Consider the following 22,374-nt stretch of genomic DNA (forward strand, 5'->3'; position numbering starts at 1 on the left):
GTGGCGGCGTTCCGCCCTTCTCCCTGACAGTCTCGCCTGCCACTTCCGCGCCCGGTCGTTTCGATCGGGCGTTGTCGTTTCCGACCCGCCAACGCCGCGATCCGACTTGCACCATCGCGGTGCGTCGGGCTTTCGGCTATGCTCGAAGGCCGGTGGGTAAACCGGTCCGGTTCATTGTCGATGGCTGCGACGCTCGCGTCGCGGCCATCGTGCGTCTGTGGAGGTGGGCATGTCGTCGTCGCTGCTGGGGATCCTGATCATGTGTGCCGGTGTCTTGTGCCTGGCGCTGGGGGATGCGGTGTCCAAGTGGTTGGGCGCCAGTTACGACCCGATCCAGATCATCTTCTTCCGCACCCTGATCTCGCTGCCGCTGATCGCCCTGCTGGCCCGCCTCAACGGCGGCTGGGCGGCACTGAAGACGCGCCGGCCCGGCGTGCACCTGCTGCGCGGACTGATCTTCGCCGGCACCATGTTCTGCTTCGTCACCGGGCTGACCCTGCTGCCGCTGGCCGAGACCACGGCGATCGCCTTCGCCGCGCCGCTGTTCGTGACCCTGCTCTCCGGCCCGCTGCTCAAGGAGCGGGTCGAGGCGGTGCCCTTCGCGGCCTCGCTGGTGGGCTTCGCCGGAGTGCTGATCGTGGTGCGTCCCGGGGCGTCGGGCTTTCAGTGGGGGGCGCTGATCGTGGTCGGCGCGGCGGTGTGCTATGCGCTGATGATGATCACCGCGCGCCGCTATGGCGGCAAGGAGCGGCTCTGGGCGATGGTCTTCTACGCCACCCTGGTGCCGCTGGTGGTCAGCGCGCTGTTGCTGCCCGGGGTCTGGCGCACGCCCCAGGGCATCCACTGGCTGGGGTTCGTGTGCTCCGGCGTGCTGGGGGTGGGGGCGGTGTCCTGCATCACCCTGGCGTTTCGTTACGCCCCGGCGGCGCTCGCCGCGCCCTTCGACTACACGGCGATGGTCTGGGCGGTGTTGCTCGGCTGGTGGTTGTGGGGCGAGGTGCCCGACGTCTGGGTCTTCGTCGGCGCCGGGGTGATCATCGCCAGTGGCGTGGCGATCGCCCTCCACGAGCGCCGGGTGGCGATCAAGGCGCGTCCCAGCACCTGAGGGCGCCACGGCGGGGTGATTGGCCCACGCCGCCATTTAGGCAGTGTTTCCGTAGTTGTCATTCCCGGCCTGGTCAGGCATTCGTGGGCCGTCATTGGCGGCCCTTCTGACATCTTTTTCTGCTCCCTTGGCGACGATAATGGCCGGCTGGTCGACATGCCATTGCCGTGCTTTTCGTCGGAGAATTTCGCCGATGACTCGGCCTCTCGGTACGTTGTGTTGGTCGGCTAACCTTCTCTCATCTATCAATAATTATTCAATTAGCATTCGTTGATTTTAAGACCTCGTCGATCCCGGGACGGTGTTCGAGTGACGTCGAAAGGCGTTAAAGATCCGCGCCTCTTCGCCGATCCAAAGTGTGATGAGAGACAATAAAGCACACACGACAAACGAGGTGCCGGGATGGCAAACCTATCGGTCAAGCAGGGGCTTTTCATCGCCTTCGGCGTTCTGGTCTTCATGCTCGCCGCGGTCAGTGGACTGGGCTTCTATTCGCATTCGGTGAGCAGCGCCAGCCTTTCGGAACTGGCCGAGATCAACGTCGAACAGGTCAATACCCTGAATCGCGCTCAGGTCAACATGGCCGAGGGGCAGAGCCATGTTCTCAAGTTCGACGAGTTCCGGCGCCGCGACATGAACGACCAGGCCGCTCGGGAGCTAACCGCCGCCCAGGATTCCTTCGCCCAGGCGGCCGATCGTTTCGAGCAGTTCCGTAACGTCGATCTGCCCCCGGACAGCCAACGCCTGCCCTACGTCGAGGCGATCGTCGACGCCTACGCTCAGGCCATGAGCGCCGACTTCCTGGCCGCGATTCGCGCCGGCGACGCCAGTGCTCTGACCGATGAACGGGCGGACTTTCTCGCCGGTTACACAGCGTTCGCCGGCGCGGTGGATGACTTCGTGCACTATGCCGAAGAGCGCGGCGACACGCTGATCATGGAGGATGCCCGGTTCGCCACGCTGGCCAACGGGGTCGGCATCGGCCTGCTGCTGCTGGCCCTGGGGATCGTCGCGCTGGTCCTGCGTGGGGTCTCGCGACGGATCGTCGCGCCGCTGCGCGAGGCGGTCACGCATTGCGAGCGGATCGCCGACGGCGATCTCGTCGCGACGATTCCCTCGCACGGCCGGAACGAGATCGGCCAGCTGTTCTCGGCGATGCAGGACATGCAGCAGCGCCTGCGTACCCTGGTCGGCTCGCTGCGGGCGAGCAGCGACAGCGTCGCCACCGGCGCGGCCCAGATCGCCAGCGGCAGTCAGGACCTGTCGTCGCGGACCGAACAGCAGGCCTCCGCCCTGCAGGAAACGGCCGCCAGCATGGAACAGATCTCGTCGCTGGTCAGCCAGAACACCGACACGTCGCAGAAGGCCAACGCGCTCTCCAGCGAGGCCAGCGATCAGGCCGAGACCGGTACCCGGGAGGTCGAGCAGACCGTGGAGCTGATGGCGGAGATCGAGACCAGTTCCCAGCAGATCGGCGAGATCATCGAGGTCATCGACTCGATCGCCTTCCAGACCAACATCCTCGCCCTCAACGCCTCGGTGGAGGCGGCGCGGGCCGGCGAGGACGGCCGCGGCTTCGCCGTGGTGGCCAGCGAGGTGCGTACGCTGGCGACGCGGACCGCCGAGTCCTCGCGCGAGATCCGCGGCATGATCGAAAAGGTCACCGACCGGATCGCCACCGGCTCGCGCCAGGCGGGACGCAGCGGCGAGAAGATCCGCGAGGTGGTCGGCTCGATCGAGCAGGTGTCGCGGATGCTGGACGACTTGTCGATGGCGGCCAGGGAGCAGGAGTCGGGGGTCGGCCAGATCAATACCGCGGTCACCGAGATGGACTCGGTCACCCAGCAGAACGCCGCCCTGGTGCAGCAGACCAGTTCGGCGGCCGCCTCGCTGGAAGCGGAGTCGCAGCGCCTGGCGACGATGATCGCCAGCTTCAAGCTGAACGAGGGCGAGACGGCCGGCGGCGCCCCGGACGACGGGGTCGCCGCGCTGCCGTCGCTGGAGGAAGGGCGCGAGACGTCGACGTCCTGGGCCTGAGGGTTTGACGAAACGTCGGCTAGCGGCCGATCAGCCAGTTGTCGGCGAAGGTGGCGGCGGCCACCGGATGGCCGGTCAGAAAGCCCTGGATGCGATGTACCGGAAAGCGTTCCAGGGCGATCAACTGGGCCTGGGTCTCGACGCCCTCGGCGACCACCTGCAGACCGAGTTCGCTGGCCAGCCCGGTCACCGCGGCGAGGATCGCCTGGCCGCCCCGGCCGCCGTCGGTCAATGACTGGATGAAGCGACGGTCGATCTTGAGCGTGCTGATCGGCAGCTCCTGCAAATAGCTCAGCGAGGAGTAGCCGGTGCCGAAGTCATCGATGGCGACGGTACAGCCCAGTTCGCGCAGCTCCCGGAGTATCTGGCTGGCCTGCTGCTGCTTATCGAACAGGGTGCTCTCGGTGAGCTCGAAGCCGAGCAGCTCGGCGGGCACCTCCTGCGCCTCGAGCTCGGCGCACACCCAGTCGACGAGATCGCGTTGCCAGAACTGGCGGGCGGAGAGGTTGACGGCCACCGGCACCGGGTCGAAGCCGGCGCTGCGCCAGACGCGCAACTGCTCGACCACCCGGTGCAACAGGTATTCGCCGAGGGGCAGAATCAGCCCGGAGCGTTCGGCCAGCGGAATGAACTCGGTCGGCGAGAGGTCGCCGAATGCCGGGTGTCGCCAGCGCATCAGCGCCTCGGCGCTGCACAGCCGGCCGGTGTCGCGGTCGAACAGCGGCTGGTAGTGCACGTCGAGCCCCGCGCCGGTTTCCAGGGTCTCGCGCAGCGCGCTCTCCAGCGCCAGGCGGCGATCGTCGTGGGCGTGCATGTCGGCCCGGAACAGGCGATAGGTGTTGCGGCCTTCCTGCTTGGCCCGGTACATGGCGGCATCGGCATGGTGCAAGAGCCCTTCGACGCTGGTGTCGTCGTCGGGATAGAGGCTGATGCCCAGGCTGCAGCCGACCCGGAATTCGCGATTGCCGAAACGAAACGGCGCGCGAATCGCCTCGATCAGCCGGCGCGCCACGCAGGCGGCTTCCTCGGGGGTGTCGATCTCGGGCAGCAGGGCGATGAACTCGTCGCCGCCCAGCCGCGCCAGGCTGTCGTCCTCGCGCAGGTGCGCGCTCAGCCGGCGGGCGACCTGCATCAGCAGTTCGTCGCCGGCGGCGTGGCCCAGCGAGTCGTTGACCTGCTTGAAGTGGTCCAGGTCGATGAAGATGACCGCCAGACGCTGGGTCTGCCGGTGGGCGTGACGAATGGCCAGCGACAGGCGGTCCTCGAGCAGCCGCCGGTTGGGCAACTGGGTCAGGGCGTCGTAGTAGGCCAGGCGGCGCACGCGCTCCTCGTTCTCGCGCAGGTGGGTGATGTCGTTGAACAGCGCCGCGAAATGCGTGATCTGGCCATCGTCGTCGCGGATCGCGGTGATGGTCAGCAGTTCCAGATAGAGCTGGCCGCTCTTGCGCCGGTTCCAGATCTCGCCACGCCAGGAGCCCCGCGCCTGCAGGTCGTCCCACATGTGGCGATAGAAGGTGGCATCGTGCCGCCCCGAGGAGAGCATGGCGGGGGTGCGGCCGAGGGCTTCCTCGAGCGAGTAGCCGGTCATGTGGGTGAAGGCCGGATTGACGAATTCGATGCGCGTGCGGGCGTCGGTGATGATGATGCCTTCCAGCGACGAGTCGATGACCCGTTCGGCGAGCTGCAGGTTGCGGCGCGACTGGGCGAGGGCCTGGTCGCGCTTTTCCAGCGCGTCGCGCAGGTCGGCGAGGTAGAGCTGCTCGGCGCCGGCCAGCATGTCACCGAAGCCCAGCAGGCCGACCACGGCGTCATCCTCGTCGAGGACCACCAGGTGGCGCACGTGATGGCCGATCAGCAGATCCCGGGCATGAATCAGCATGTCGTCGGCGCGCACGCTCATCAGCGGGCGGCTGGCCAGCTCGCGGATCGCCGTGTTCCCCGGGTGGCGGGCCACGAAGCGGACCAGGTCGCGCTCGGTGAGAATGCCCAGGGTATCGCCGCAACGCACCACCACGGCATCGCAGGTGGCGGCCTGCATCGTGCTCGCCGTGTCGCGCAGCGACAGACCGCCGTCGAGGATCACCGGCTCCGGGCGCATGGCGGCCCGCACCTCGCGCAGGCGCAGGTAGGGTTCCAGCCCCTGATTGAGCACCACGTCGGACTGCGACACGATGCCCAGCGGCCGGCCATCGGCGTCGGCGACCAGGAAGTGGCGGCGATTCTCGGCGGCGAAGCGCATCGCCGCCTCGCCGATCGGCGTCGACGGCGGCAGGCTGACCACCGGGTAGCTCATGACCTGGGCGATGGGCACGCGCACCGCGCCGGGCTCGTCGAAGTCCACCTGCAGGCTGTCGTGTTCGGTCCAGATTCCCACGACCGCATCGCCTTCCATGACCAGCACCGAACTGCAGCAGCGTTCGGCCATGCGGGCGGCGGCTTCGCACAACGGGGTGCGGGGCGAGCAGCACAGCAGGCCGGTCTGCATGATGCGCTCGATGGGCAGGTCCTGGGGCATTCGTCGGCTCGATCGGTGGCGAAACCACCAGTCTAGCAAGCTCCACGGCAGCGTGACCTGATCCAGGTCTACTCCGAGGTGCCCCAGCGCCTCATGGCACGACTCGCCGCTGTCCGGGGGTCACGATGCCCCCGTCTCCTGACGTCGGAACATCTCCGTCACGCGCTGCTGGGCGATGCCGATGTGATAGTCGATGGCCGATTCGCAGGCCTCGGGGCGGCGGGTGCGCAGGGCCTCGATGATCGGCTGGTGGGTCTCGGCGACCCGCGCCGGATCGTCGTAGAGCTGGCCGATCAGCAGGATGCAGAAGCGCATCTCGTGGCACAGCTCGTCGAATACCTTGAGCAGCCGGCGGTTGCCGCTGAATTCGCACAGCCGACGGTGAAACGCGACATCCGCCTCGATCTGCTGTACCGCGGTGCCCTCCTGGGCGACCCGGCGCATGGTCTCGAGCTGGGCACTGAGCTCGGCTTCCATCGAGGCCGTCAACTGGCCGGCCAGCAGGCGAATGGCGTGGCGTTCGAGGCACAGCCGCAGGTCGTAGACGTCGTTCAGCTCGTCGGCGTTGAAGGTGCGCACGAAGAAACCGCGACGCGGCTGGGACACCAGCATGCCACGGCTCTCCAGCAGTCGCGCCGCCTCGCGCACCGGGGCGCGGCTGACGCCGAAGTCGCGGGCCAGTTGTGCCTCGGCCAGGTGGGTGCCGGGTCGGAAATCCCCCTTGAGCAGGGCTTCGGTGAGCTGGTCGGCGATCTGATTGACCAGGTCGCGCTGCTGGATCGCGGCAAAGTTCCGGGTTTGGGCGGTCATGGCATCTCGCTGGTTGGGCCGGAAGAGGGGATCGAACCGTCGTCGCCACTATCCCCGAAAACGCGTTTCAGGTCGACTGTCGAGTGTCGACAGTTTGCGGTTCAACTGATAGGTTGATTCAGGATGGCTTCCTCAACCCCCGGCGAGAGCGGCACGCGGATGATCCGCCGATCCCTCGCCAGCGTCAGGAGACTTCCGATGGATACGGTTACCGAGGCCCCTGCGACGTCCCGGCACGCATCCGCCCGTCGCGATCTGGCCGCCGCCTATCGACTGATCGCCCACTTCGGGCTCGATGACAGCATCTACACGCACATCTCCGCCCGTGCCGACGGTGACGGCGAGCATTTCCTGATCAACCCCTACGGCTACCGCTTCGAGGAGGTCACCGCCTCCAACCTGGTCAGCGTCGATCTCGACGGCCACGTGGTCGACGACCCCGACGGCGCGGGCATCAACAAGGCGGGGTTCACCATCCACAGCGCGATTCATGCCGCACGCCCGGATGTCCACTGCGTGCTGCATACCCACACGGTGGCCGGCGTTGCCGTATCCTGCCTGGAGGAAGGGCTGTTGCCGCTCAACCAGTGGGCGATGGAGTTCCACGGGCGCACCGCCTATCACGACTACGAGGGTATCGCGCTGGATCTGACCGAGCGCGAGCGGCTGGTGGCGGATCTCGGCGACAAGCCGGTGATGGTACTGCGCAACCACGGCATGCTGGTCTGCGGGCGCACGGTGGGCGAAGCCTTCCGTCGCATGTACAACCTGGAGCGCAGCTGCCAGGCCCAGCTGGCGGCGATGGCCACCGGCATGCCGATACGCCGCCCGTCGGACGCCCTGGCCGAGCATACCGCCCGCCAGTACGAGGGGTGGGATGCCGATCACGGCGCGACCGAGCGTGATCCCGAATGGGACGCCTACCTGCGCCTTCTGCGGCGTATCCAGCCCGACTTCGACAGCTGACGCGAGGCCCGGCACCAGCGGGCCCCGTCGATCACGATAAGTACAACCCGAAGCAGCAACCCTTACCAACAACATCAACAGATGAGGGGTTTATCATGCGAACGACCACCTTCCTTCGCGGCGGTCTCGCCGTGCTATGCCTGTCGAGCGGCCTGATGACGGCGGCGAGCGCCGACACGGCCCCGCAGCCCGGCGGCACCATCGATGTCGCCATCCAGCCCGAACCGCCGGGCCTGATGCTGGGCCTGATCCAGAATGCCCCGACCCAGCGGGTGGCCGGCAACATCTACGAGAGCCTGCTGCGCTACGACACCGACCTCGAGCCCATGCCGCAACTGGCCGAGTCCTGGGAGATCAGCGACGACGGCCGGGTCTATACCTTCCATCTGCACCACGGCGTCAAGTGGCACGACGGCGAGTCCTTCACCGCCGCCGACGTGGTGTTCTCGGCCGATGTCTTCCTGCGCGAGACCAACCCGCGCACCCGGGCGATCCTCGAACACGTGGCGAGCATCGAGGCCCCCGACGACGACACCGTGGTGTTCACCCTCGAGCAGCCCTTCGCGCCCTTCATCCAGGCCTTCGAGGTCGGCACCATGCCGATGGTGCCCAGGCACATCTATGCCGGGACCGACTTCCGCACCAACCCCGCCAACAACCATCCGATCGGCACCGGTCCGTTCGAATTCACCCGATGGGATCGCGGCTCGGTGATCGAGCTGGACAAGAATCCCGACTACTACGAGCCCGGCAAGCCCTACCTGGATCGCATCCTCTGGCACGTGATCCCCGATGCCGCCTCGCGGGCGGCGGCCTACGAGAACGGCACCCTCGAGGTGCTGCCGCCGGGTTCGGTGGAAAACTTCGACATCCCGCGGCTGTCGGGGCTCGACAACAGCTGCATCACCGAAAAGGGCAACGAGTACTTCAACCCCTTCGCCATGCTGTGGCTCAACGACCGCGAAGGGCCCACCGCCGACCCGCGCTTCCGTCAGGCGGTGATGTACGCCATGGACCGCGACTTCGCCAAGGACGTGCTGTGGAACGGCCTGGGCAAGGTCGCCAGCGGGCCCTTCTCGACCAACCTGGCGGCGCACGACGAGAGCATCGAGGGTTATCCGCACGACCCCGACAAGGCGCGGGCGCTGCTCGCCGAGATGGGCTACGACGGCACGCCGGTGCGCCTGCTGCCGCTGCCCTACGGCGAGACCTGGACCCGCTGGAGCGAAGCGGTGCGCCAGAACCTGGAGAGCGTGGGCATCAAGGTCGAGACCGAGTCCACCGATGTCGCCGGCTGGAACCAGAAGCTCGCCCAGTGGGACTACGACATCGCCTTCACCTATCTCTTCCAGTACGGCGATCCGGCGCTGGGCATCTCGCGCACCTACATCTCCAGCAACATCGCCAAGGGCTCGCCGTGGAACAACGTCGAGGGCTACCGCAACCCCGAGGTCGACGAGCTGTTCGCCGAGGCGGCGGTGGAGAACGACCCCGCCAAGCGCCAGGCGATGTACGACCGGATCCAGGCGATCCTCTACGCCGACGTGCCGGTGGCCTGGCTGATGGAGCTGGGGTTCCCGACCCTCTATCGCTGCAACGTGCATGACCTGATCACCACCGGGATCGGCCTCAGCGACGGCTTCAAGAACGCCTGGATCGAACGCTAGCCCGGTCGCGCCGGCCCGCCGTGGCCGGCGCGCGTTGCGGAGGACACGACATGCGCTACCTGTCGCTGATCGCCTCGCGCCTGCTCAAGGCGGTACTGGTGCTGCTGGCGATCCTGATTCTCAACTTCTTCCTCATCCACCTGGCTCCGGGCGATCCGGCGATGGTGATGGCCGGCGAGGCCGGCGCCACCGATGCCCAGTTCATCGCCGACCTGCGCGAGCGCTTCGGCCTCGACCAGTCGCTGCCGATGCAGCTCTGGCACTACCTGGCCGGGGTGCTGACGCTGGATTTCGGCTACTCCTATCGTCAGCAGATGCCGGTGCTCGACCTGATCCTCGAGCGCCTGCCGGCGACCCTGCTGCTGACCGGGGCGGCCTTCGTGATCTCGCTGGGCTGCGGCATCGTCGCCGGCATGCTCGCGGCGATGCGCGCCAAGCGCCCCTCGGGCTCGCTGATCATGGGGCTGGCGCTGCTGTTCTACGCCACGCCGCTGTACTGGGTGGCGATGATGGCGGTACTGGTGTTCTCGGTGTTTCTCGGCTGGCTGCCGGCCTACGGTTACGACACCGTGGGCAGCGATGCCACCGGGCTGGCCCACGCCCTCGACGTCGCCGAGCATCTGATCCTGCCGGCGACGACCCTGGGGCTGTTCTTCATGGCGGTCTACACCCGCATGACGCGTGCCTCGATGCTCAGCGTGGCGCAGCAGGACTTCGTCAAGACCGCCCGCGCCAAGGGGCTCGCGCCGGGGATGATCCAGCGCCGTCACATCCTGCGCAATGCGCTGCTGCCGATCATCACCCTGGCCGGGCTGCAGGCCGGCCAGATGGTCGGCGGGGCAGTGCTCACCGAGACGGTGTTCGCCTGGCCCGGCATCGGCCGGCTGATGTACGAGGCGCTGATGCAGCGCGACTACAACCTGCTGCTGGGCATCTTCTTCTTCTGCGCGCTGCTGGTGATCCTGTTCAACATGCTCACCGACGTGATCTATCGCCTCGCCGATCCGCGCATCAAGGAGGCCGCATGAGCTTCTTTCGCCGTTTCGCCCAGAACCGCGGCGCCCTGGTCGGGCTGGTGATCCTCGCCCTGGTGGTGCTGCTCGCGCTGCTGGCGCCGCTGCTCTATCCCGAGTCGCCGTGGCGCATGGTGCAGCGGCCGTTCCTGGCCCCCGGCGAGCTGCCGGGCTTCCCGCTGGGCACCGACACCATGGGCCGCGACGTCGCCGCCGAGCTGGCCCACGGCGCCTGGGTGTCGCTGCTGGTCGGTTTCGTCTCCACCCTGGTGGCGCTGGCGATCGGCGTGCCGCTGGGCGCACTGGCCGGCTATTTCGGCGGGCGCACCGACGACGTGCTGATGCGCATCACCGAGTTCTTCCAGACCATCCCCAACTTCGCCCTGGCGATCGTGCTGGTGGCGATCATGGAACCCAGCATCGGCTCGATCGTGCTGGCCATCGCCGTGGTCAGCTGGCCGCCGGTGGCACGCCTGGTGCGCGGCGAATTCCTGTCGCTCAAGCACCGCGAGTACGTCGAGGCGGCACGCCTGGTGGGGCAGGGCCACCGCGACCTCATCCTCAAGCAGATCCTGCCCAACACGCTGTCGCCGGTGATCGTGCTGGCCTCGCTGATGGTGGCCACGGCGATCCTGCTCGAATCGTCGCTGTCGTTCCTCGGCCTCGGCGATCCGGACACCATGTCCTGGGGCTACATGATCGGCGCCGCGCGCACGGTGATGCGCCAGGCCTGGTGGCTGTCGGTGATCCCCGGCGTCGCCATCCTGCTGACCGTGCTGGCGCTCAACCTGGTCGGCGAGGGCCTGGACGACGCGCTGAATCCGCAACTGGCGCGGCAGCGCTGAGGAGTCGACGATGAGTGAACCCCTGCTGCAGATCGAACGCCTGACCCTGGCCCTGCCCGAGGGCGCGGATCGCCGCTACGCGGTCGAGGACGTCAGCTACTCGCTGGCCGCCGGCGAGGTGCTGTGTGTGGTGGGCGAGTCCGGTTCCGGCAAGTCGATGACCGCCAACGCGGTGATGGGGCTGCTGCCGCCCGGCCTGCGCGTGACCCAGGGACGCGCCCTGTTCGACGGCGCGGACCTGCTGGCGATGGACGAGCCGACCCACCGCGCGTTGCGCGGCCGGCGCATCGGCATGGTCTTCCAGGAGCCGATGACCGCGCTCAATCCGCTGATGCGTGTCGGCGACCAGATCGCCGAGGTCTTCGAGGCTCATGGTCTGCTGACGGCCCGCGAGCGGCGCGAGAAGGCCCTGGCGCTGCTCGAGGAGGTGCGTCTGCCCGACCCGCCCAGCGCGCTGCGCGCCTATCCGTTCGAGCTCTCCGGCGGCCAGCGCCAGCGGGTGATGATCGCCATGGCCCTGGCACTCGAGCCGCAGCTGCTGGTCGCCGACGAGCCGACCACGGCGCTCGACGTCACGACCCAGGCGCAGATCCTCCACCTGATCAGGGACCTGCAAAAGCGCCGCGGCATGGCGGTGATGTTCATCACCCACGATTTCGGCGTGGTCGCCGAGATCGCCGATCGTGTGTGCGTGATGTGCAAGGGGCGGATCGTCGAGATGGGCGACGCCCGCGAGGTGCTGGCAAGCCCGCGCCACGCCTACACCCGCACCCTGATCGCGGCGATCCCCGGCGGTGTGGCGGCTCCCGCCCGCGACGGCGCCGATCCCGCGCCGTTGCTGACGGTCGAGGGCCTGAACAAGGTCTATCGCTCACGGGGTGGCTGGTGGCAGCCACGCCGCGAGGTGGTCGCCCTCGACGAGGTCGGCTTTACCCTGGGGCGTGGCGAGACGCTGGGCATCGTCGGCGAGTCGGGGTCGGGCAAGTCGACCCTGGGGCGCTGCATCGTCGGCCTCGAGACCCCCGACAGCGGCGGGATCCGGCTCGCAGGCACCGACCTGCGAACACTCACCGGGCAGGCCCTGCGCGAACAGCGCCGCCACATCCAGATGGTGTTCCAGGACCCCTACGCCTCGCTCAACCCGCGCATCCGCGTCGGCATGGCGATCGCCCAGGGGCCCATCGCCAACGGCGTGCCCCGGGCGCGGGCCCTGGAGCGGGCACGCCAGTTGCTGACCACGGTGGGCCTGGACGCTGCCGCCGCCGACCGCTTCCCCCACGAGTTTTCCGGCGGGCAGCGCCAGCGTATCGGTATCGCCCGCGCCCTGGCCCTGGACCCCGAGCTGATCGTCGCCGACGAAGCGGTCTCGGCACTGGACGTGTCGATCCAGGCCCAGGTGCTCGAGCTGCTCGAGCGGCTCAAGACGGAGCTCTCGCTGTCGCTGCTGTTCATCACCCACGACCTGCGCGTGGCGGCGCAGATCTGCGACCGGCTGATCGTCATGCAGACGGGATGCATCGTCGAGCAGGGCAGCGCCGAACGGATCTTCCAGGCGCCGAGCCATCCCTATACCCGCGAGTTGCTGGCGGCGATTCCCGGCCGGCATGACGACGCGACCGCCCCGGCCGCCGCCCCGCGAATGCCGTGATCGATCACACGAGGACGCCCATGCCCCCCAACCCGCCACAGGCCCGGTCCACCGGCGCCCCCCGCGACGAGCCCCGACCGATTCACGGCGTACTGCTCGGCTCGCCCGAGATCATGACGACCTACATTGCCGCCTTCGAGCAGGTGGCGCCGCAGTGCCGTCTGGCGTTGCCGGATGCCGTCACCGAGCCCGAAAGCGTGACCTTTGCGCTGGCCTGGGATCCGGGCCCCGACGATTTTCGCGCCTATCCCAACCTGCGTCTGGTGTCGTCGATCGCCGCCGGCGTCAATGGGATTCTCGCCAGCCCCAGCCTGCCGAGCGACGTGCCGCTGATGCGCATTGCCGGGGAGTCCCAGGCACAGATGATGGCGGGTTTCGTGACCTGGCACGTGCTGTGGCATCACCGCCGCTTCGGCGACTATCTGAGTCATCAGCGTCAACGGCACTGGGAGCGTCTGCCGAAGCGCGACGCCGCTGACGTGCGGGTAGGGCTGCTGGGGGCGGGCAGGATGGGCGGGGCGGTCGCGCGCGCGCTCGTGGCGCTGGATTACGACGTGGCGATCTACTCGCGCAGCGGGCGCAATCTGCCGGCCGGCGTCGAGGGGGTCACCGGTGAGGCGGGACTCGAGCGACTCGCGGCGCGCAGCGATATCCTGATCAACCTGCTGCCGCTGACGGCGCAGACGCGCGGCATCCTGAATGCCACACTGTTCTCGCGATTGCCCGCGGGTGCCGTGTTGATCCACGTCGGGCGCGGTGAACATCTCATCGAGGATGACCTGCTGGTCGCGCTGGACAGCGGTCGGTTGTCGGCTGCCTCGCTGGACGTGTTCGCGGTCGAGCCGTTGCCGCCGGGTCATGCGTTCTGGCGTCACGAGCGGATCCTGGTCACGCCGCACGACGCCTGCGACTCGACGCCCAGCCAGGTTGCCCAGGAGGTGGCAGCGGCGCTGCGCGATCTCGACGCGGGGCGTCAACCGGCGAGCCAGGTGGATCGCCAGGCGGGTTATTGAGCGAGGCCGACGAGGACACAGCGATGAAGACCTTCTTCCACGACGACCAGCGTCTGCATCAGCCGCAGACCTATTTTTCCCGCGGCAAGCTGCGCACGCCCCAGGAAGTGCGCCAGCGCGCCGAGCACCTGCTGGCGGCCGCCGAACGCCTGGGCTTCGACATCCAGACACCGCGCGATCACGGCGTGACGCCGCTGCGCGCGGTGCATTCGCTACCCTACCTGCGTTTTCTGGAAAGCGCCCACCGGCGCTGGCACGCGCTCGACGAGGACTGGGGCGAGGAGGTGATCTCCAACGTCTTCGTGCGCTCGCCCAATGCGCTGCGCGGCATCCTCGCCGAGGCGGCGCGCTACCTGGCCGACGGCAGCGCGCCGGTCGGCGAACACACCTGGCAGGCCGCCTACGCCTCGGCGCAGAGCGCGGTGGCCGGCGCCGAGGCGCTGCTGGCGGGTGAGCGCTTCGCCTATGCCCTGTCGCGGCCTCCCGGCCATCACGCGGGGGTCGACTCGGCCGGCGGCTTCTGCTTTCTCAACAACGCCGCCATCGCCGCCCAGCATCTGACCGCGCGCTATCCGCGCGTGGTGGTGCTGGATACCGACATGCACCATGGCCAGGGCGTGCAGGAGATCTTCTATGCGCGCGACGACGTGATGTACGTCTCGATCCACGGCGACACCACCAACTTCTATCCGGCGGTCTGCGGCTTCGAGGAGGAACGCGGTCATGGCGCCGGCTACGGCTACAACCTCAACCTGCCGATGCCGCACGGCGCCTCGGAAGCGGTGTTCTTCGCGCGGCTGGAAGAGGCCTGCCAGGCGATCCGGCTGTTCGAGCCGGACGCCGTGGTGCTGGCGCTGGGCTTCGACATCTTCGAGAAGGACCCGCAGGCCAAGGTCGCCGTCACCACCCCCGGCTTCGCCCGGCTCGGGCGGGCGGTGGCCGACCTCGAGCGGCCGACGCTGGTGGTGCAGGAGGGCGGCTACTACCTGGAAGGGCTGGAGGCCAATGCCGTTAGCTTCTTCACGGGGCTGACCGGGCGCTGAGCCGGCGCCTCAGGTCGCCCCCTGCTGCCCCGCCTCGGCGGCGGGGGCCGTCGCGTGCTGCGTGCCGGCGTCGCCCGCGATCAGCGCCTCGATGCGCGTGCGGTACTGGCGGTAGGCGTCGCTGTCGGTGGCGGTTCCGTTCAGATTGTGAAACAGGTCGGCGAAGCGCGTGAAGGTCGCGCGGATCGCCGCCTTGTCGGCGAAGGGCCCGTCCATCGCCGTCACCCGGTCGAGCAGGTCGAGCGCCGCCTTCTGGCGCGCCAGCGGGGTCGAGACGTCGACCGGGTCGAAGGCGTCCTGCTGCAGATAGGCCTGATCCACCAGCGCGGCCTTCTGGTGGGTCAGGTAATCGGCGTCGCTGACGCCCTCCTCGCCGGTGACCTGCATCATCCGCTGGATCGCGTCGCCGGCGTGGAGCAGGCGCTGCAGGCGCTCGACGCGGCCGGGCCAGTCGTCACCCAGCTCGCGGCGATACCAGGGGGCCAGTTGATCGCGATAGCGCGACCAGGAGATCAGCGGATCGACGGCGGGGTAATAGCGCTTGTAGGCGCGGTCGTAGCTCAGCCCCAGGAAGGTCTTGACGGTATTGAGCGTGCCCTGGGTGACCGGTTCCTCGAAGTTGCCGCCGGCCGGCGAGACGGTGCCGATCAGCGTCAGGCTGCCGGTGGACTCGGCGTCGAGGCGCACGACGCCGGCGCGTTCGTAGAGCTGGCGGATCGACGATTCCAGATAGGCGGGAAAGGCCTCCTCGCCGGGGATCTCCTCGAGTCGCCCGGACGTCTCGCGCATCGCCTGGGCCCAGCGCGAGGTGGAGTCGGCGATCAGCAGCACGTCGTAGCCCATCTGGCGGTAGTACTCGCCCAGGGTGATGCCGGTGTGGATCGACGCCTCGCGGGCGGCCACCGGCATCGACGAGGTGTTGCAGATGATGATCGTGCGGTCCATCAGCGTGCCGCCGGTGCGCGGGTCGGCGAGCTGGGGGAATTCGTTGATCGTCTCGACCACTTCGCCGGCGCGCTCGCCGCAGGCGACGACGATCACGATGTCGACGTCCGAGTAACGCGAGATCAGGTTCTGCAGCACCGTCTTGCCGGCGCCGAAGGGGCCCGGGATGCAGGCGGTGCCGCCCCGGGCGATGGGAAAGAGCGTGTCGATCAGGCGCAGGGTGGTGATCAGTGGGGCGTCGGGGTACTCGCGGCGGACCCGGCCGGCCCTTTCCAGCGGGGCGGCCAGCGGCCGGCGGATCGGCCAGCGCTGGGCCAGCGTCAGGGGGTGTTCCCTGCCGTGCTCGTCGGTGAGCCGGGCGACCACGGTCTCGACATCGACGCTGCCCGCCTGGACCCAGGCGACCCGGTAACGGCCCGGCCAGTCGAAGGGCACGAAGAGGCGGTGCGTGAAACGCCCTTCCGCCACCGTGCCCAGGGTATCGCCGGCGCTCACGCCATCGCCGCTGCGCACCCGTGGCTCGAAGGCCCAGTGCTGGTCGCGGTCCAGGGCGGGGACGTCGAGGCCGCGCTGCAGGAAACGCCCGCTGAGTGCCTCGAGGCGCGGCAACGGGTTCTGCAGGCCGTCGAAGACCTGGCCGAGCAGGCCGGGGCCGAGGGTCACCGCCAATTGCTCGCCGCTCTGGATCACCGCATCGCCGATGCCGACCCCGGCGGTATCCTCGTAGACCTGGGCGTCGGCCTCGCTGCCGCGCACCCGCAGCACCTCGGCCTTGAGGCGGGTCTCGGTCTGCCCCGGGTCGGGCGGCGGGCAGAGATAGACCACCTCGTTCTTGATCCAGCCGCCCCGGGCCGGGTCATCGAGGGCCAGGGTCACCACGTCGTCGTTGATGGCCACCACGTGGGCACTGGGTGCCCCCATGGCAGGGGTGTCGGGCGCTGCGGTCATGCAAAGGCCTCCAGGGTGCTGTCGAGGTCGGGCGGCGTGACGAGGGCCTCGCGAAAGCGCTGTCGGGCCCCCGGGCCGTCCTGCCGGCAACGGCGTTCGATCAGCCACCAGCGGAACAGGTAGTGCGCCACGGCCTCGAGGCCGTAAGGCGTCATGGGGCGGTGGCGGGCGAGGTAGTCCCAGCTCAGCTCCAACTGGGTGGTCTCGACGGCGAGGCTGTCGCCGGCCTGGACCTGGTTGGCGAGCGGCGTCAGCCAGGGGTAGCGGGTCGCCAGGGCGAAGGTCGGGTGCTGCCAGGCGTCGCGCAGTCGGCGGCCGACCCGCGGCGCTGCCGACAGCGCGCCCGCCTCGGTCTGGCCGTCGCGGCGCGCGCGCAGGGCGGCGGTGAGCACGTCGAGGGTCAGCCACCAGACGAGCCAGTCGGCCAGCGGCGCGTGGCCCAGCTCGGCCAGCAGGTCGCGGGCCTCGCCGAGCAGTGCCGCGTCATCGTGCCAGCCGCTGCCGCGATACGGCCGGGCGACCGCCTCCACGCGTGCCAGCAGGGCCCGGTCACGGGCCTCGAGCAGGGTCAGGCGCTGCTCGAGGCGGACCCGCGAGATCGGCGGCCGCTCCCAGTGAAACGGCGGGCGCAGATGCGGCAGCGAACACAGCAGGGTCACATAGCGGTAGGCGTCTCGGGACATGCCGGGCTCCGTGTCAGGCGACCACGCCTTCGAGCAGGGCGCGAAAGCGCGGCTGCAGATGGCGCAGCAGCAGGGCGGCCAGCGCCTGGTCGCTGAGGTCGACATGCACGCGGCCGTCGTCGAGCACGAAATGCACGCCGGCGTCCACGTCGGGGTCGCCGCGCAGGGTGATGCCCCGCGCGAGCATCGCCCGGGCGACCTGGACGAGCAAGTCGGGCAGCGCGCCCTCGTGCAGGGCCTGCGGGTCGTCGCGCAGTTCCGCCAGGCCGATCACCCGCTCGGGCAGCAACGCCTCGCCCTCGGTATCGTCGGGGACGGCGCTGCGTGTGGCCGCCGCCTGCAGCAGACGCGCCAGGACGTCGGGCGTGTCGAGCGCCTCGCGCACCAGGCTCTGCAGCTCGCTGGCGAACTGCTGGCTGAAGGTGTCGCGGGCGGTCAGGCAGAGGTCGCGGTAGGCCAGGGTGAGCGCCTGGCGGCCGCCCTCGCGCAACTGCTCGGCCTCGGCGTTGGCCTCCCGGGTGATGCGTTCGGCTTCCTCGCGGGCTTGGGCGAGCAGCCAGTCGGCGCGTTGCTCGGCGTCCTCGACCAGGCGCGCGGCTTCCTGGCGCCCCGCCTCGACGCCCTGTTCGCGCAGGGTATCGAGCAGCGTCTGGACGCCGTGCTGGTTGGCGGTGGATGCAGGATTCATGGCGTTCCTCACTGCGGCAGGGCGCCGCTCAGCACCAGGGCGAAGACGAAGGCGAACACCGCGAAGCCTTCGACGATCGCCGAGGGCGCGAGCGACAGGCCGAAGATCTCCGGCTTGTTCTTGGACGCCTCGATGGCGCTGACCAGGGCGCGCCCCTGATAGACGGAGTTGAACAGCATCGCCAGCCCGGCCAGCAGGCCCACCGCCGCCAGCCCCGGGGCGTTGGCGAGACTCACCTCGCGGTTGAGCGAGAACATGATGACGATGCCGAAGATCGACTGGGTGGACGGCATCGCCGCCAGGCCGATGTACTTGCCGTAGCCGCTCTCGACGTCGAGCAGCGCGCCCGCCGCGGCCTGCCCGGCCAGGGTGCAGCCGATCGAGCTGCCGATCGCGCCCAGCGCCACCGGGGCATAGATGCCCAGCCAGCCGAGCGCCAGTATCACTTGATCCACGTCGATTCCTCCTGATTGGCGAATGCCTGATACGGTCGTCCCTCGCCGGTGACGCCCCAGCGCAGGAACTCGATGAGATTGAGGCGCAGCCCGTGCACCACCCCGCCCATCAGGGCCAGGGCGAAGTTGAGCGCATGGCCGAGCAGCAGGATCAGCACGAACAGCAGCGGCCCGGCGCCGGCCACGGCATCGCGGACGTCGACGGCCAGTTGATTGAAGGTGACCGCCAGCGAGGCGCTGGCCAGGCCCAGGGCGAACAGCCGCATGTAGCTCAGGGCGTGGCCGAAGGCCTGGGTCACCGAGCCCAGCGCGGTGAGGCCGGCGATCAGCCGCTGCAGGGCCGGGCGCCAGCCGTCGATGCGCGGCGTGACCCGGGTGAACAGCAGCACCAGAACGGCGCCCAGGATCAGCCCGACCAGCCAGGGCAGGCGCGGCGCCTGGGTCGGCAGGGACAGCCACAGGCCGAAGCCGCTGGCCAGCATGAGAATCCAGCCCCCATTGCTCAGCGCCCGCCGGCGCGGCCGGGCATGACGGGCCGCGAGGGCGTTGCCGGCGATCAGGTGGCAGACGCCGATGGTGATCGACAGGCGCATCATGCCGCCGAAGTCGTCCATCGACATGACGGCCAGCCCCGCTGCCCAGCTGTGTGGCGGCGGCGCGACCCCGAAATAGCTGCCCACCAGCACCCCGTAGAGCAGGCCGCCGGCGCTCATCGCCAGGCCCAGTCGGCCCAGCCGACGGCCGGTGCGCGAGCGTTTCCAGCGCGGCCGGGCGAGCGCCACCAGGGCGCCGAACACCAGCGCGTAGCCGGCGTCGGCGAGGATGATGGCGAAGAACAGTGCGAACGAGAGCCCCACCATCGCCGAGGGGTCGGCGCTGCGATAGCCGGGAAGCTGGAAGAACTTGACCGCCTCCTCGCCGCCGGCCAGCCACTCGGGATTGTCGAGCAGCACCGGCGGCTCCTCGTCGTCCGCCGGGGGGCGCTCGAGCAGGGCCACCTCGCCGCTCTCGTCGAGCGCGACCAGTGCCGGGAGACGTTCCCGCGGGACCCAGCCGTGGATCACGAACAGCGCTTCCGCCGTGTCGTCGCTGGCGCGCATGATGCGCAGCAGCTCGGCGGTGTCGGCGGCCTGCGCGACGTGGCCGGCGAGGGTGACGATCCAGCGGGTCAGCATGAAGCGTTCGGCGTCGAGATCCTCGAGTTCGCTGCGCGCCGTCTCGATGGCGGCATCGACCGCCGTCAGCGACCGCGAGCCGGTGTGCGACCGCGCGAAGGGCACCTGCTCGCCGGTCGGCTCCTCGGGCGCGATCACCACCAGATAGAGTTCGCGATGGTCGCGGTTGACCACCTGCCAGGGCAGGTCGAGGGCCTCGAGCAGGCGGTGCTTGCCCAGCGGTACCCGGTAGAACCACAGGCGCTGTCCGCCCAGGGCCTCGAGCGGCGGGAAGTGGAAGTCCCCCCAGGGCGCGAGGGCGCGCCGGTGGCGGCGCAGCAGGGTGAGACGGTCGATGAGATCCTCGCGCCGCCGGCGATTGGTGTGAATCGTCTCGAGCAGCTCGCCCAGCCCCGGCGTGTCGGCCGGGCGTTGCAGGCGGCGGCGATGCGGGCAGGCGAGCAGGTACGTCAACGCCTGGTGAAGCTCCAGCGACTCGCGACGATCCGCGGCCTCGGGCACGGCCGGCGCATCGACGTGCATCACGCCCAACGCCTGCAGTCGGCGCAGCGTCTCGCGCTTGCGATCGACCAGGCCGATCAGGGTGACACGCTGCATGGCGACGATACTCATGCGTCCTCCTCGCGTCGCTCGGCGGCCTGACGCTTGCGCTTGGCCAGCTTGGCGCGCACCACGCTGGCGCGTTCCTGGTCGGCGAGATACAGCTCGATGCGCGCGATGGCCGCCTCGGCCTGGGGGATCATCACCTTCTCGAACAGGTTGACCCGCTGGGTCACGGTGCGTGCGGCGGCGTCGAGAATCGCCAGGCGCCGGGTCGCGATGCGTTGTGCCACCTCGAGGCGCAGGCGCTGCTCCAGGCGCTCGAGCACGCCGTCCATCCAGTGCGGCTGGACCAGCCGCGGGTAGGCGGCGCGCTCGATGGCGAGCTCGGCGAGCACCGGCAGGCGCACGCCGACCCGGTTCTCGTCGCCCAGGCGCAGGGTGGCGATGCGTAGCGGTGCCTCCAGGACGACGTCGTCGTCGGCGAGCATCGGCAACGCCTCGCCGACCTCGGTCTCGAGGGCGTCGATCTCGGCGCGTTGCGCGGCCAGTTGCGCGGCGGTCTGCTGGCGTTCGGCGAGCAGCGTGCGACGCTTCATCTCCAGCGACGGCAGAAAGCGCTTGTAGAGGTCGCGCTGGCGCTCAAGGCGACTCAGCGCGCTCTTGTTGAGCGTGGCTTGCGACATGAGCGGGCCAGTAGGTGTCCTTGAGCGATTGCTTGATGATCACGTCGTCGGCGTCGAAGCATTCGGCGAGCAGGGCCCAGCCGTCGTCCAGTGCCGTCTCCAGGGGTTTCTGGACCTCGAGCGTCATGAAGCGCTCGCGGAAGGCGGTGGCGAAGCGCATCAGGCGGCGGTCGTGCGCCGAGAGCTCGAAGGCCATCGCCTGTTTCTGCTCGGCCTCCACGCCCTCGGCGTAGTAGCGGATCATGGTGTTCATCAGCGCGCCGTGATCCTCGCGGGTCTGTTTGCCGATGACGTGCTGCTTGAGGCGCGACAGCGAGCCGAATGGGTCGAGTTCACCGTCGTGCAGGTAGAACTGGCCCTCGGTGATGTAGCCGGTGTTGTCGGGGACCGGGTGGGTGACGTCGTTGCCCGGCATGGTGGTCACCGAGAGGATGGTCACCGAGCCGGCGCCGCGGAAGTCGCAGGCCTTTTCGTAGCGGCGCGCCAGCTGCGAGTAGAGATCGCCCATGTAGCCGCGATTGGAGGGGATGTGCTCCATGGCGATGCCCAGTTCCTTGAGGGCATCGGCGAAGGCGGTCATGTCGGTCATCAACACCAGCACGCGCTTGCCGGCCTCGACCGCCAGCCGTTCGGCCACCGCCAGGGCGAGGTCGGGGATCAGCGTGCGTTCGACCACCGGGTCGGAGGCCAGGTTGGCGAACATCACCGTGCGCGAGAGGATGCCGGCGTCCTCGAAGGTCTTCCGGAAGGTGTGGAAGTCATCGAAGATCAGGCCCATCCCGGCGAAGATCACCACGTCGGCATCGGCCTGGATGCCGATGCGTGCCAGCAGGGCGTTGTAGGGTTCGCCGGGCACCGAGAAGATGGGGATCTTCTGGCTCTCCACCAGGCAGTTGAAGACATCGATCATGGGGATGTCGGTGCGGATCATCCGCGAGGCGAGGATCCGCGACATGGGGTTGACGGTGGGGCCGGCGATGGCGATGCGCGGATCGTCGGCGAGGCCGGGCCCGCCATCGATGGGCCGCCCGGCGCCATTGAAGACCCGCCCGTAGATGTTGTCCGAATAGATGGCGCGCAGCATCTCGCCGAGAAAGCGCACGCTGGCCCGGTTGGACAGCCCCTGGGTGCCGGCGAACACCTGCAGCGAGGCGGTGTCGCGCGTCAGCCGCACCACCTGGGCCAGCGAGAAGGCCCGGCCGTCCTGCTCGAGCAGCGCCAGCTCGCGATTGCGGGGCGAGAGTCCCATGCGCCGGGCCGCGGCCACGTCGATCTCGACGATGTCGCCGACGATCGCGGTGATGCCCGTGAAGGCGATGATCGACTCCGTCATGTCTCGCTCCCCCGCGGCGTGGCCGCCTCGCTGAACGTTGCCGGGCCTGCTCGGCCTGACCCGGGTTCAGGATACTGCGCCGCAGCGTCATCCCCAACGTCGACGGCGGTGCGGCCATTACGCACGGCGAAACATGCAAGACTTTGTTTTGTAGGTAATTTTATCGACGGGGGAGGCGAGTGGAGCGCTCGGCGGCCGGTGAGCCGGCTAATAAAGCGCCTGACTCTTGATATGGATCAAGCGTCATCGGGGGTGAAAA

18 protein-coding genes are annotated in these 22,374 nt (G+C 69.0%); 9 read left to right on the plus strand and 9 right to left on the minus strand.

The annotated features are described in order from the left end of the window. Positions 1-229 precede the first annotated feature (229 nt). Together KGR00_RS13375 and KGR00_RS13380 are read left to right on the plus strand one after the other, a co-directional pair. On the plus strand, positions 230-1,105 hold the full coding sequence (locus KGR00_RS13375) for a DMT family transporter (protein ID WP_129141689.1): 876 nt from the start codon (positions 230-232) through the stop codon (positions 1,103-1,105). 402 nt (positions 1,106-1,507) lie between these two features. Next, positions 1,508-3,142, plus strand: coding sequence for a methyl-accepting chemotaxis protein (locus KGR00_RS13380; RefSeq protein WP_224418287.1), 1,635 nt, complete (start codon positions 1,508-1,510; stop codon positions 3,140-3,142). 19 nt (positions 3,143-3,161) lie between these two features. On the opposite strand, the gene KGR00_RS13385 is transcribed toward KGR00_RS13380, so the two are convergent. Both KGR00_RS13385 and KGR00_RS13390 read right to left on the minus strand, forming a co-directional pair. Continuing rightward, positions 3,162-5,657, minus strand: a complete 2,496-nt coding sequence (locus KGR00_RS13385) for an EAL domain-containing protein (protein WP_224418286.1) — start codon at positions 5,655-5,657, stop codon at positions 3,162-3,164. A 120-nt stretch (positions 5,658-5,777) separates the two neighbouring features. Then, entirely contained in the window at positions 5,778-6,467 is a 690-nt protein-coding gene (locus KGR00_RS13390) for a GntR family transcriptional regulator (RefSeq protein ID WP_224418285.1), read from the minus strand. A 198-nt stretch (positions 6,468-6,665) separates the two neighbouring features. On the opposite strand from KGR00_RS13390, the gene KGR00_RS13395 reads away from it, so the two are divergent. The 7 genes from KGR00_RS13395 to KGR00_RS13425 all read left to right on the plus strand — a co-directional run bounded on the left by KGR00_RS13395 (position 6,666) and on the right by KGR00_RS13425 (position 14,662). Then, on the plus strand, positions 6,666-7,433 hold the full coding sequence (locus tag KGR00_RS13395) for a class II aldolase/adducin family protein (protein ID WP_224418284.1): 768 nt from the start codon (positions 6,666-6,668) through the stop codon (positions 7,431-7,433). Positions 7,434-7,588: 155 nt separating this feature from the next. After that, positions 7,589-9,100: an ABC transporter substrate-binding protein gene (locus tag KGR00_RS13400; protein ID WP_224419830.1), complete on the plus strand. Its 1,512-nt coding sequence runs from the start codon at positions 7,589-7,591 to the stop codon at positions 9,098-9,100. A gap of 50 nt (positions 9,101-9,150) precedes the next feature. Further along, the gene (locus tag KGR00_RS13405; RefSeq protein WP_129141695.1) at positions 9,151-10,128 is read left to right on the plus strand and encodes an ABC transporter permease; all 978 of its coding nucleotides are present in this window, start codon (positions 9,151-9,153) and stop codon (positions 10,126-10,128) included. After that, a complete protein-coding gene (locus KGR00_RS13410; protein WP_224418283.1) occupies positions 10,125-10,958 on the plus strand; it encodes an ABC transporter permease in 834 nt (277 codons plus the stop codon). Before KGR00_RS13405 ends, KGR00_RS13410 begins: the two co-directional genes overlap by 4 nt. 10 nt (positions 10,959-10,968) lie before the next feature. Continuing rightward, entirely contained in the window at positions 10,969-12,606 is a 1,638-nt protein-coding gene (locus KGR00_RS13415) for an ABC transporter ATP-binding protein (RefSeq protein WP_224418282.1), read from the plus strand. 20 nt (positions 12,607-12,626) lie between these two features. Continuing rightward, positions 12,627-13,619 (plus strand): glyoxylate/hydroxypyruvate reductase A, encoded by a 993-nt coding sequence (locus KGR00_RS13420; protein WP_224418281.1) that lies wholly within the window; start codon positions 12,627-12,629, stop codon positions 13,617-13,619. A 23-nt stretch (positions 13,620-13,642) separates the two neighbouring features. After that, positions 13,643-14,662 (plus strand): histone deacetylase family protein, encoded by a 1,020-nt coding sequence (locus tag KGR00_RS13425; protein WP_224418280.1) that lies wholly within the window; start codon positions 13,643-13,645, stop codon positions 14,660-14,662. Between the two features lie 9 nt (positions 14,663-14,671). Here the strand turns inward: KGR00_RS13425 and KGR00_RS13430 are convergent, their stop codons facing one another. From KGR00_RS13430 to KGR00_RS13460, 7 genes are read right to left on the minus strand one after another with little or no spacing between them, the layout of a single operon-like run. Continuing rightward, positions 14,672-16,555 carry a V-type ATP synthase subunit A gene (locus KGR00_RS13430; RefSeq protein ID WP_224418279.1) on the minus strand — a complete coding sequence of 628 codons (1,884 nt, stop codon included), beginning with the start codon at positions 16,553-16,555 and terminating at the stop codon, positions 14,672-14,674. Further along, entirely contained in the window at positions 16,552-17,238 is a 687-nt protein-coding gene (locus tag KGR00_RS13435; protein WP_224418278.1) for a hypothetical protein, read from the minus strand. Before KGR00_RS13435 ends, KGR00_RS13430 begins: the two co-directional genes overlap by 4 nt. Before the next feature lie 13 nt (positions 17,239-17,251). After that, the gene (locus KGR00_RS13440; RefSeq protein WP_224418277.1) at positions 17,252-17,926 is read right to left on the minus strand and encodes an ATPase; all 675 of its coding nucleotides are present in this window, start codon (positions 17,924-17,926) and stop codon (positions 17,252-17,254) included. An 8-nt stretch (positions 17,927-17,934) separates the two neighbouring features. After that, complete coding sequence (locus tag KGR00_RS13445) at positions 17,935-18,381, minus strand: ATP synthase subunit C (protein ID WP_129141703.1); 447 nt, start codon at positions 18,379-18,381, stop codon at positions 17,935-17,937. Beyond that, a complete protein-coding gene (locus tag KGR00_RS13450; RefSeq protein ID WP_224418276.1) occupies positions 18,369-20,168 on the minus strand; it encodes a V-type ATP synthase subunit I in 1,800 nt (599 codons plus the stop codon). The genes KGR00_RS13445 and KGR00_RS13450 overlap by 13 nt, the downstream gene beginning before the upstream one ends. After that, on the minus strand, positions 20,165-20,782 hold the full coding sequence (locus KGR00_RS13455) for a V-type ATP synthase subunit D (protein WP_224418275.1): 618 nt from the start codon (positions 20,780-20,782) through the stop codon (positions 20,165-20,167). The genes KGR00_RS13450 and KGR00_RS13455 overlap by 4 nt, the downstream gene beginning before the upstream one ends. Continuing rightward, a complete protein-coding gene (locus KGR00_RS13460; protein WP_224418274.1) occupies positions 20,739-22,115 on the minus strand; it encodes a V-type ATP synthase subunit B in 1,377 nt (458 codons plus the stop codon). Before KGR00_RS13460 ends, KGR00_RS13455 begins: the two co-directional genes overlap by 44 nt. Between the last annotated feature and the right edge of the window lie 259 nt (positions 22,116-22,374).

It is taken from the genome of Modicisalibacter sp. MOD 31.J (assembly GCF_020147985.1).
Classification (GTDB): domain Bacteria; phylum Pseudomonadota; class Gammaproteobacteria; order Pseudomonadales; family Halomonadaceae; genus Modicisalibacter; species Modicisalibacter coralii.

Excerpts from the sequence above, each read along its gene's own strand:
- KGR00_RS13425 (WP_224418280.1), top strand. The coding sequence starts at position 13,643 with ATGAAGACCTTCTTCCACGACGACCAGCGTCTGCATCAGCCGCAGACC.
- KGR00_RS13420 (WP_224418281.1), top strand. The coding sequence starts at position 12,627 with ATGCCCCCCAACCCGCCACAGGCCCGGTCCACCGGCGCCCCCCGCGAC.
- KGR00_RS13460 (WP_224418274.1), bottom strand. The coding sequence starts at position 22,115 with ATGACGGAGTCGATCATCGCCTTCACGGGCATCACCGCGATCGTCGGC.
- KGR00_RS13395 (WP_224418284.1), top strand. The coding sequence starts at position 6,666 with ATGGATACGGTTACCGAGGCCCCTGCGACGTCCCGGCACGCATCCGCC.
- KGR00_RS13415 (WP_224418282.1), top strand. The coding sequence starts at position 10,969 with ATGAGTGAACCCCTGCTGCAGATCGAACGCCTGACCCTGGCCCTGCCC.
- KGR00_RS13440 (WP_224418277.1), bottom strand. The coding sequence starts at position 17,926 with ATGAATCCTGCATCCACCGCCAACCAGCACGGCGTCCAGACGCTGCTC.
- KGR00_RS13435 (WP_224418278.1), bottom strand. The coding sequence starts at position 17,238 with ATGTCCCGAGACGCCTACCGCTATGTGACCCTGCTGTGTTCGCTGCCG.
- KGR00_RS13385 (WP_224418286.1), bottom strand. The coding sequence starts at position 5,657 with ATGCCCCAGGACCTGCCCATCGAGCGCATCATGCAGACCGGCCTGCTG.
- KGR00_RS13410 (WP_224418283.1), top strand. The coding sequence starts at position 10,125 with ATGAGCTTCTTTCGCCGTTTCGCCCAGAACCGCGGCGCCCTGGTCGGG.
- KGR00_RS13405 (WP_129141695.1), top strand. The coding sequence starts at position 9,151 with ATGCGCTACCTGTCGCTGATCGCCTCGCGCCTGCTCAAGGCGGTACTG.
- KGR00_RS13450 (WP_224418276.1), bottom strand. The coding sequence starts at position 20,168 with ATGAGTATCGTCGCCATGCAGCGTGTCACCCTGATCGGCCTGGTCGAT.
- KGR00_RS13375 (WP_129141689.1), top strand. The coding sequence starts at position 230 with ATGTCGTCGTCGCTGCTGGGGATCCTGATCATGTGTGCCGGTGTCTTG.
- KGR00_RS13400 (WP_224419830.1), top strand. The coding sequence starts at position 7,589 with ATGACGGCGGCGAGCGCCGACACGGCCCCGCAGCCCGGCGGCACCATC.
- KGR00_RS13380 (WP_224418287.1), top strand. The coding sequence starts at position 1,508 with ATGGCAAACCTATCGGTCAAGCAGGGGCTTTTCATCGCCTTCGGCGTT.
- KGR00_RS13455 (WP_224418275.1), bottom strand. The coding sequence starts at position 20,782 with ATGTCGCAAGCCACGCTCAACAAGAGCGCGCTGAGTCGCCTTGAGCGC.
- KGR00_RS13390 (WP_224418285.1), bottom strand. The coding sequence starts at position 6,467 with ATGACCGCCCAAACCCGGAACTTTGCCGCGATCCAGCAGCGCGACCTG.
- KGR00_RS13430 (WP_224418279.1), bottom strand. The coding sequence starts at position 16,555 with ATGACCGCAGCGCCCGACACCCCTGCCATGGGGGCACCCAGTGCCCAC.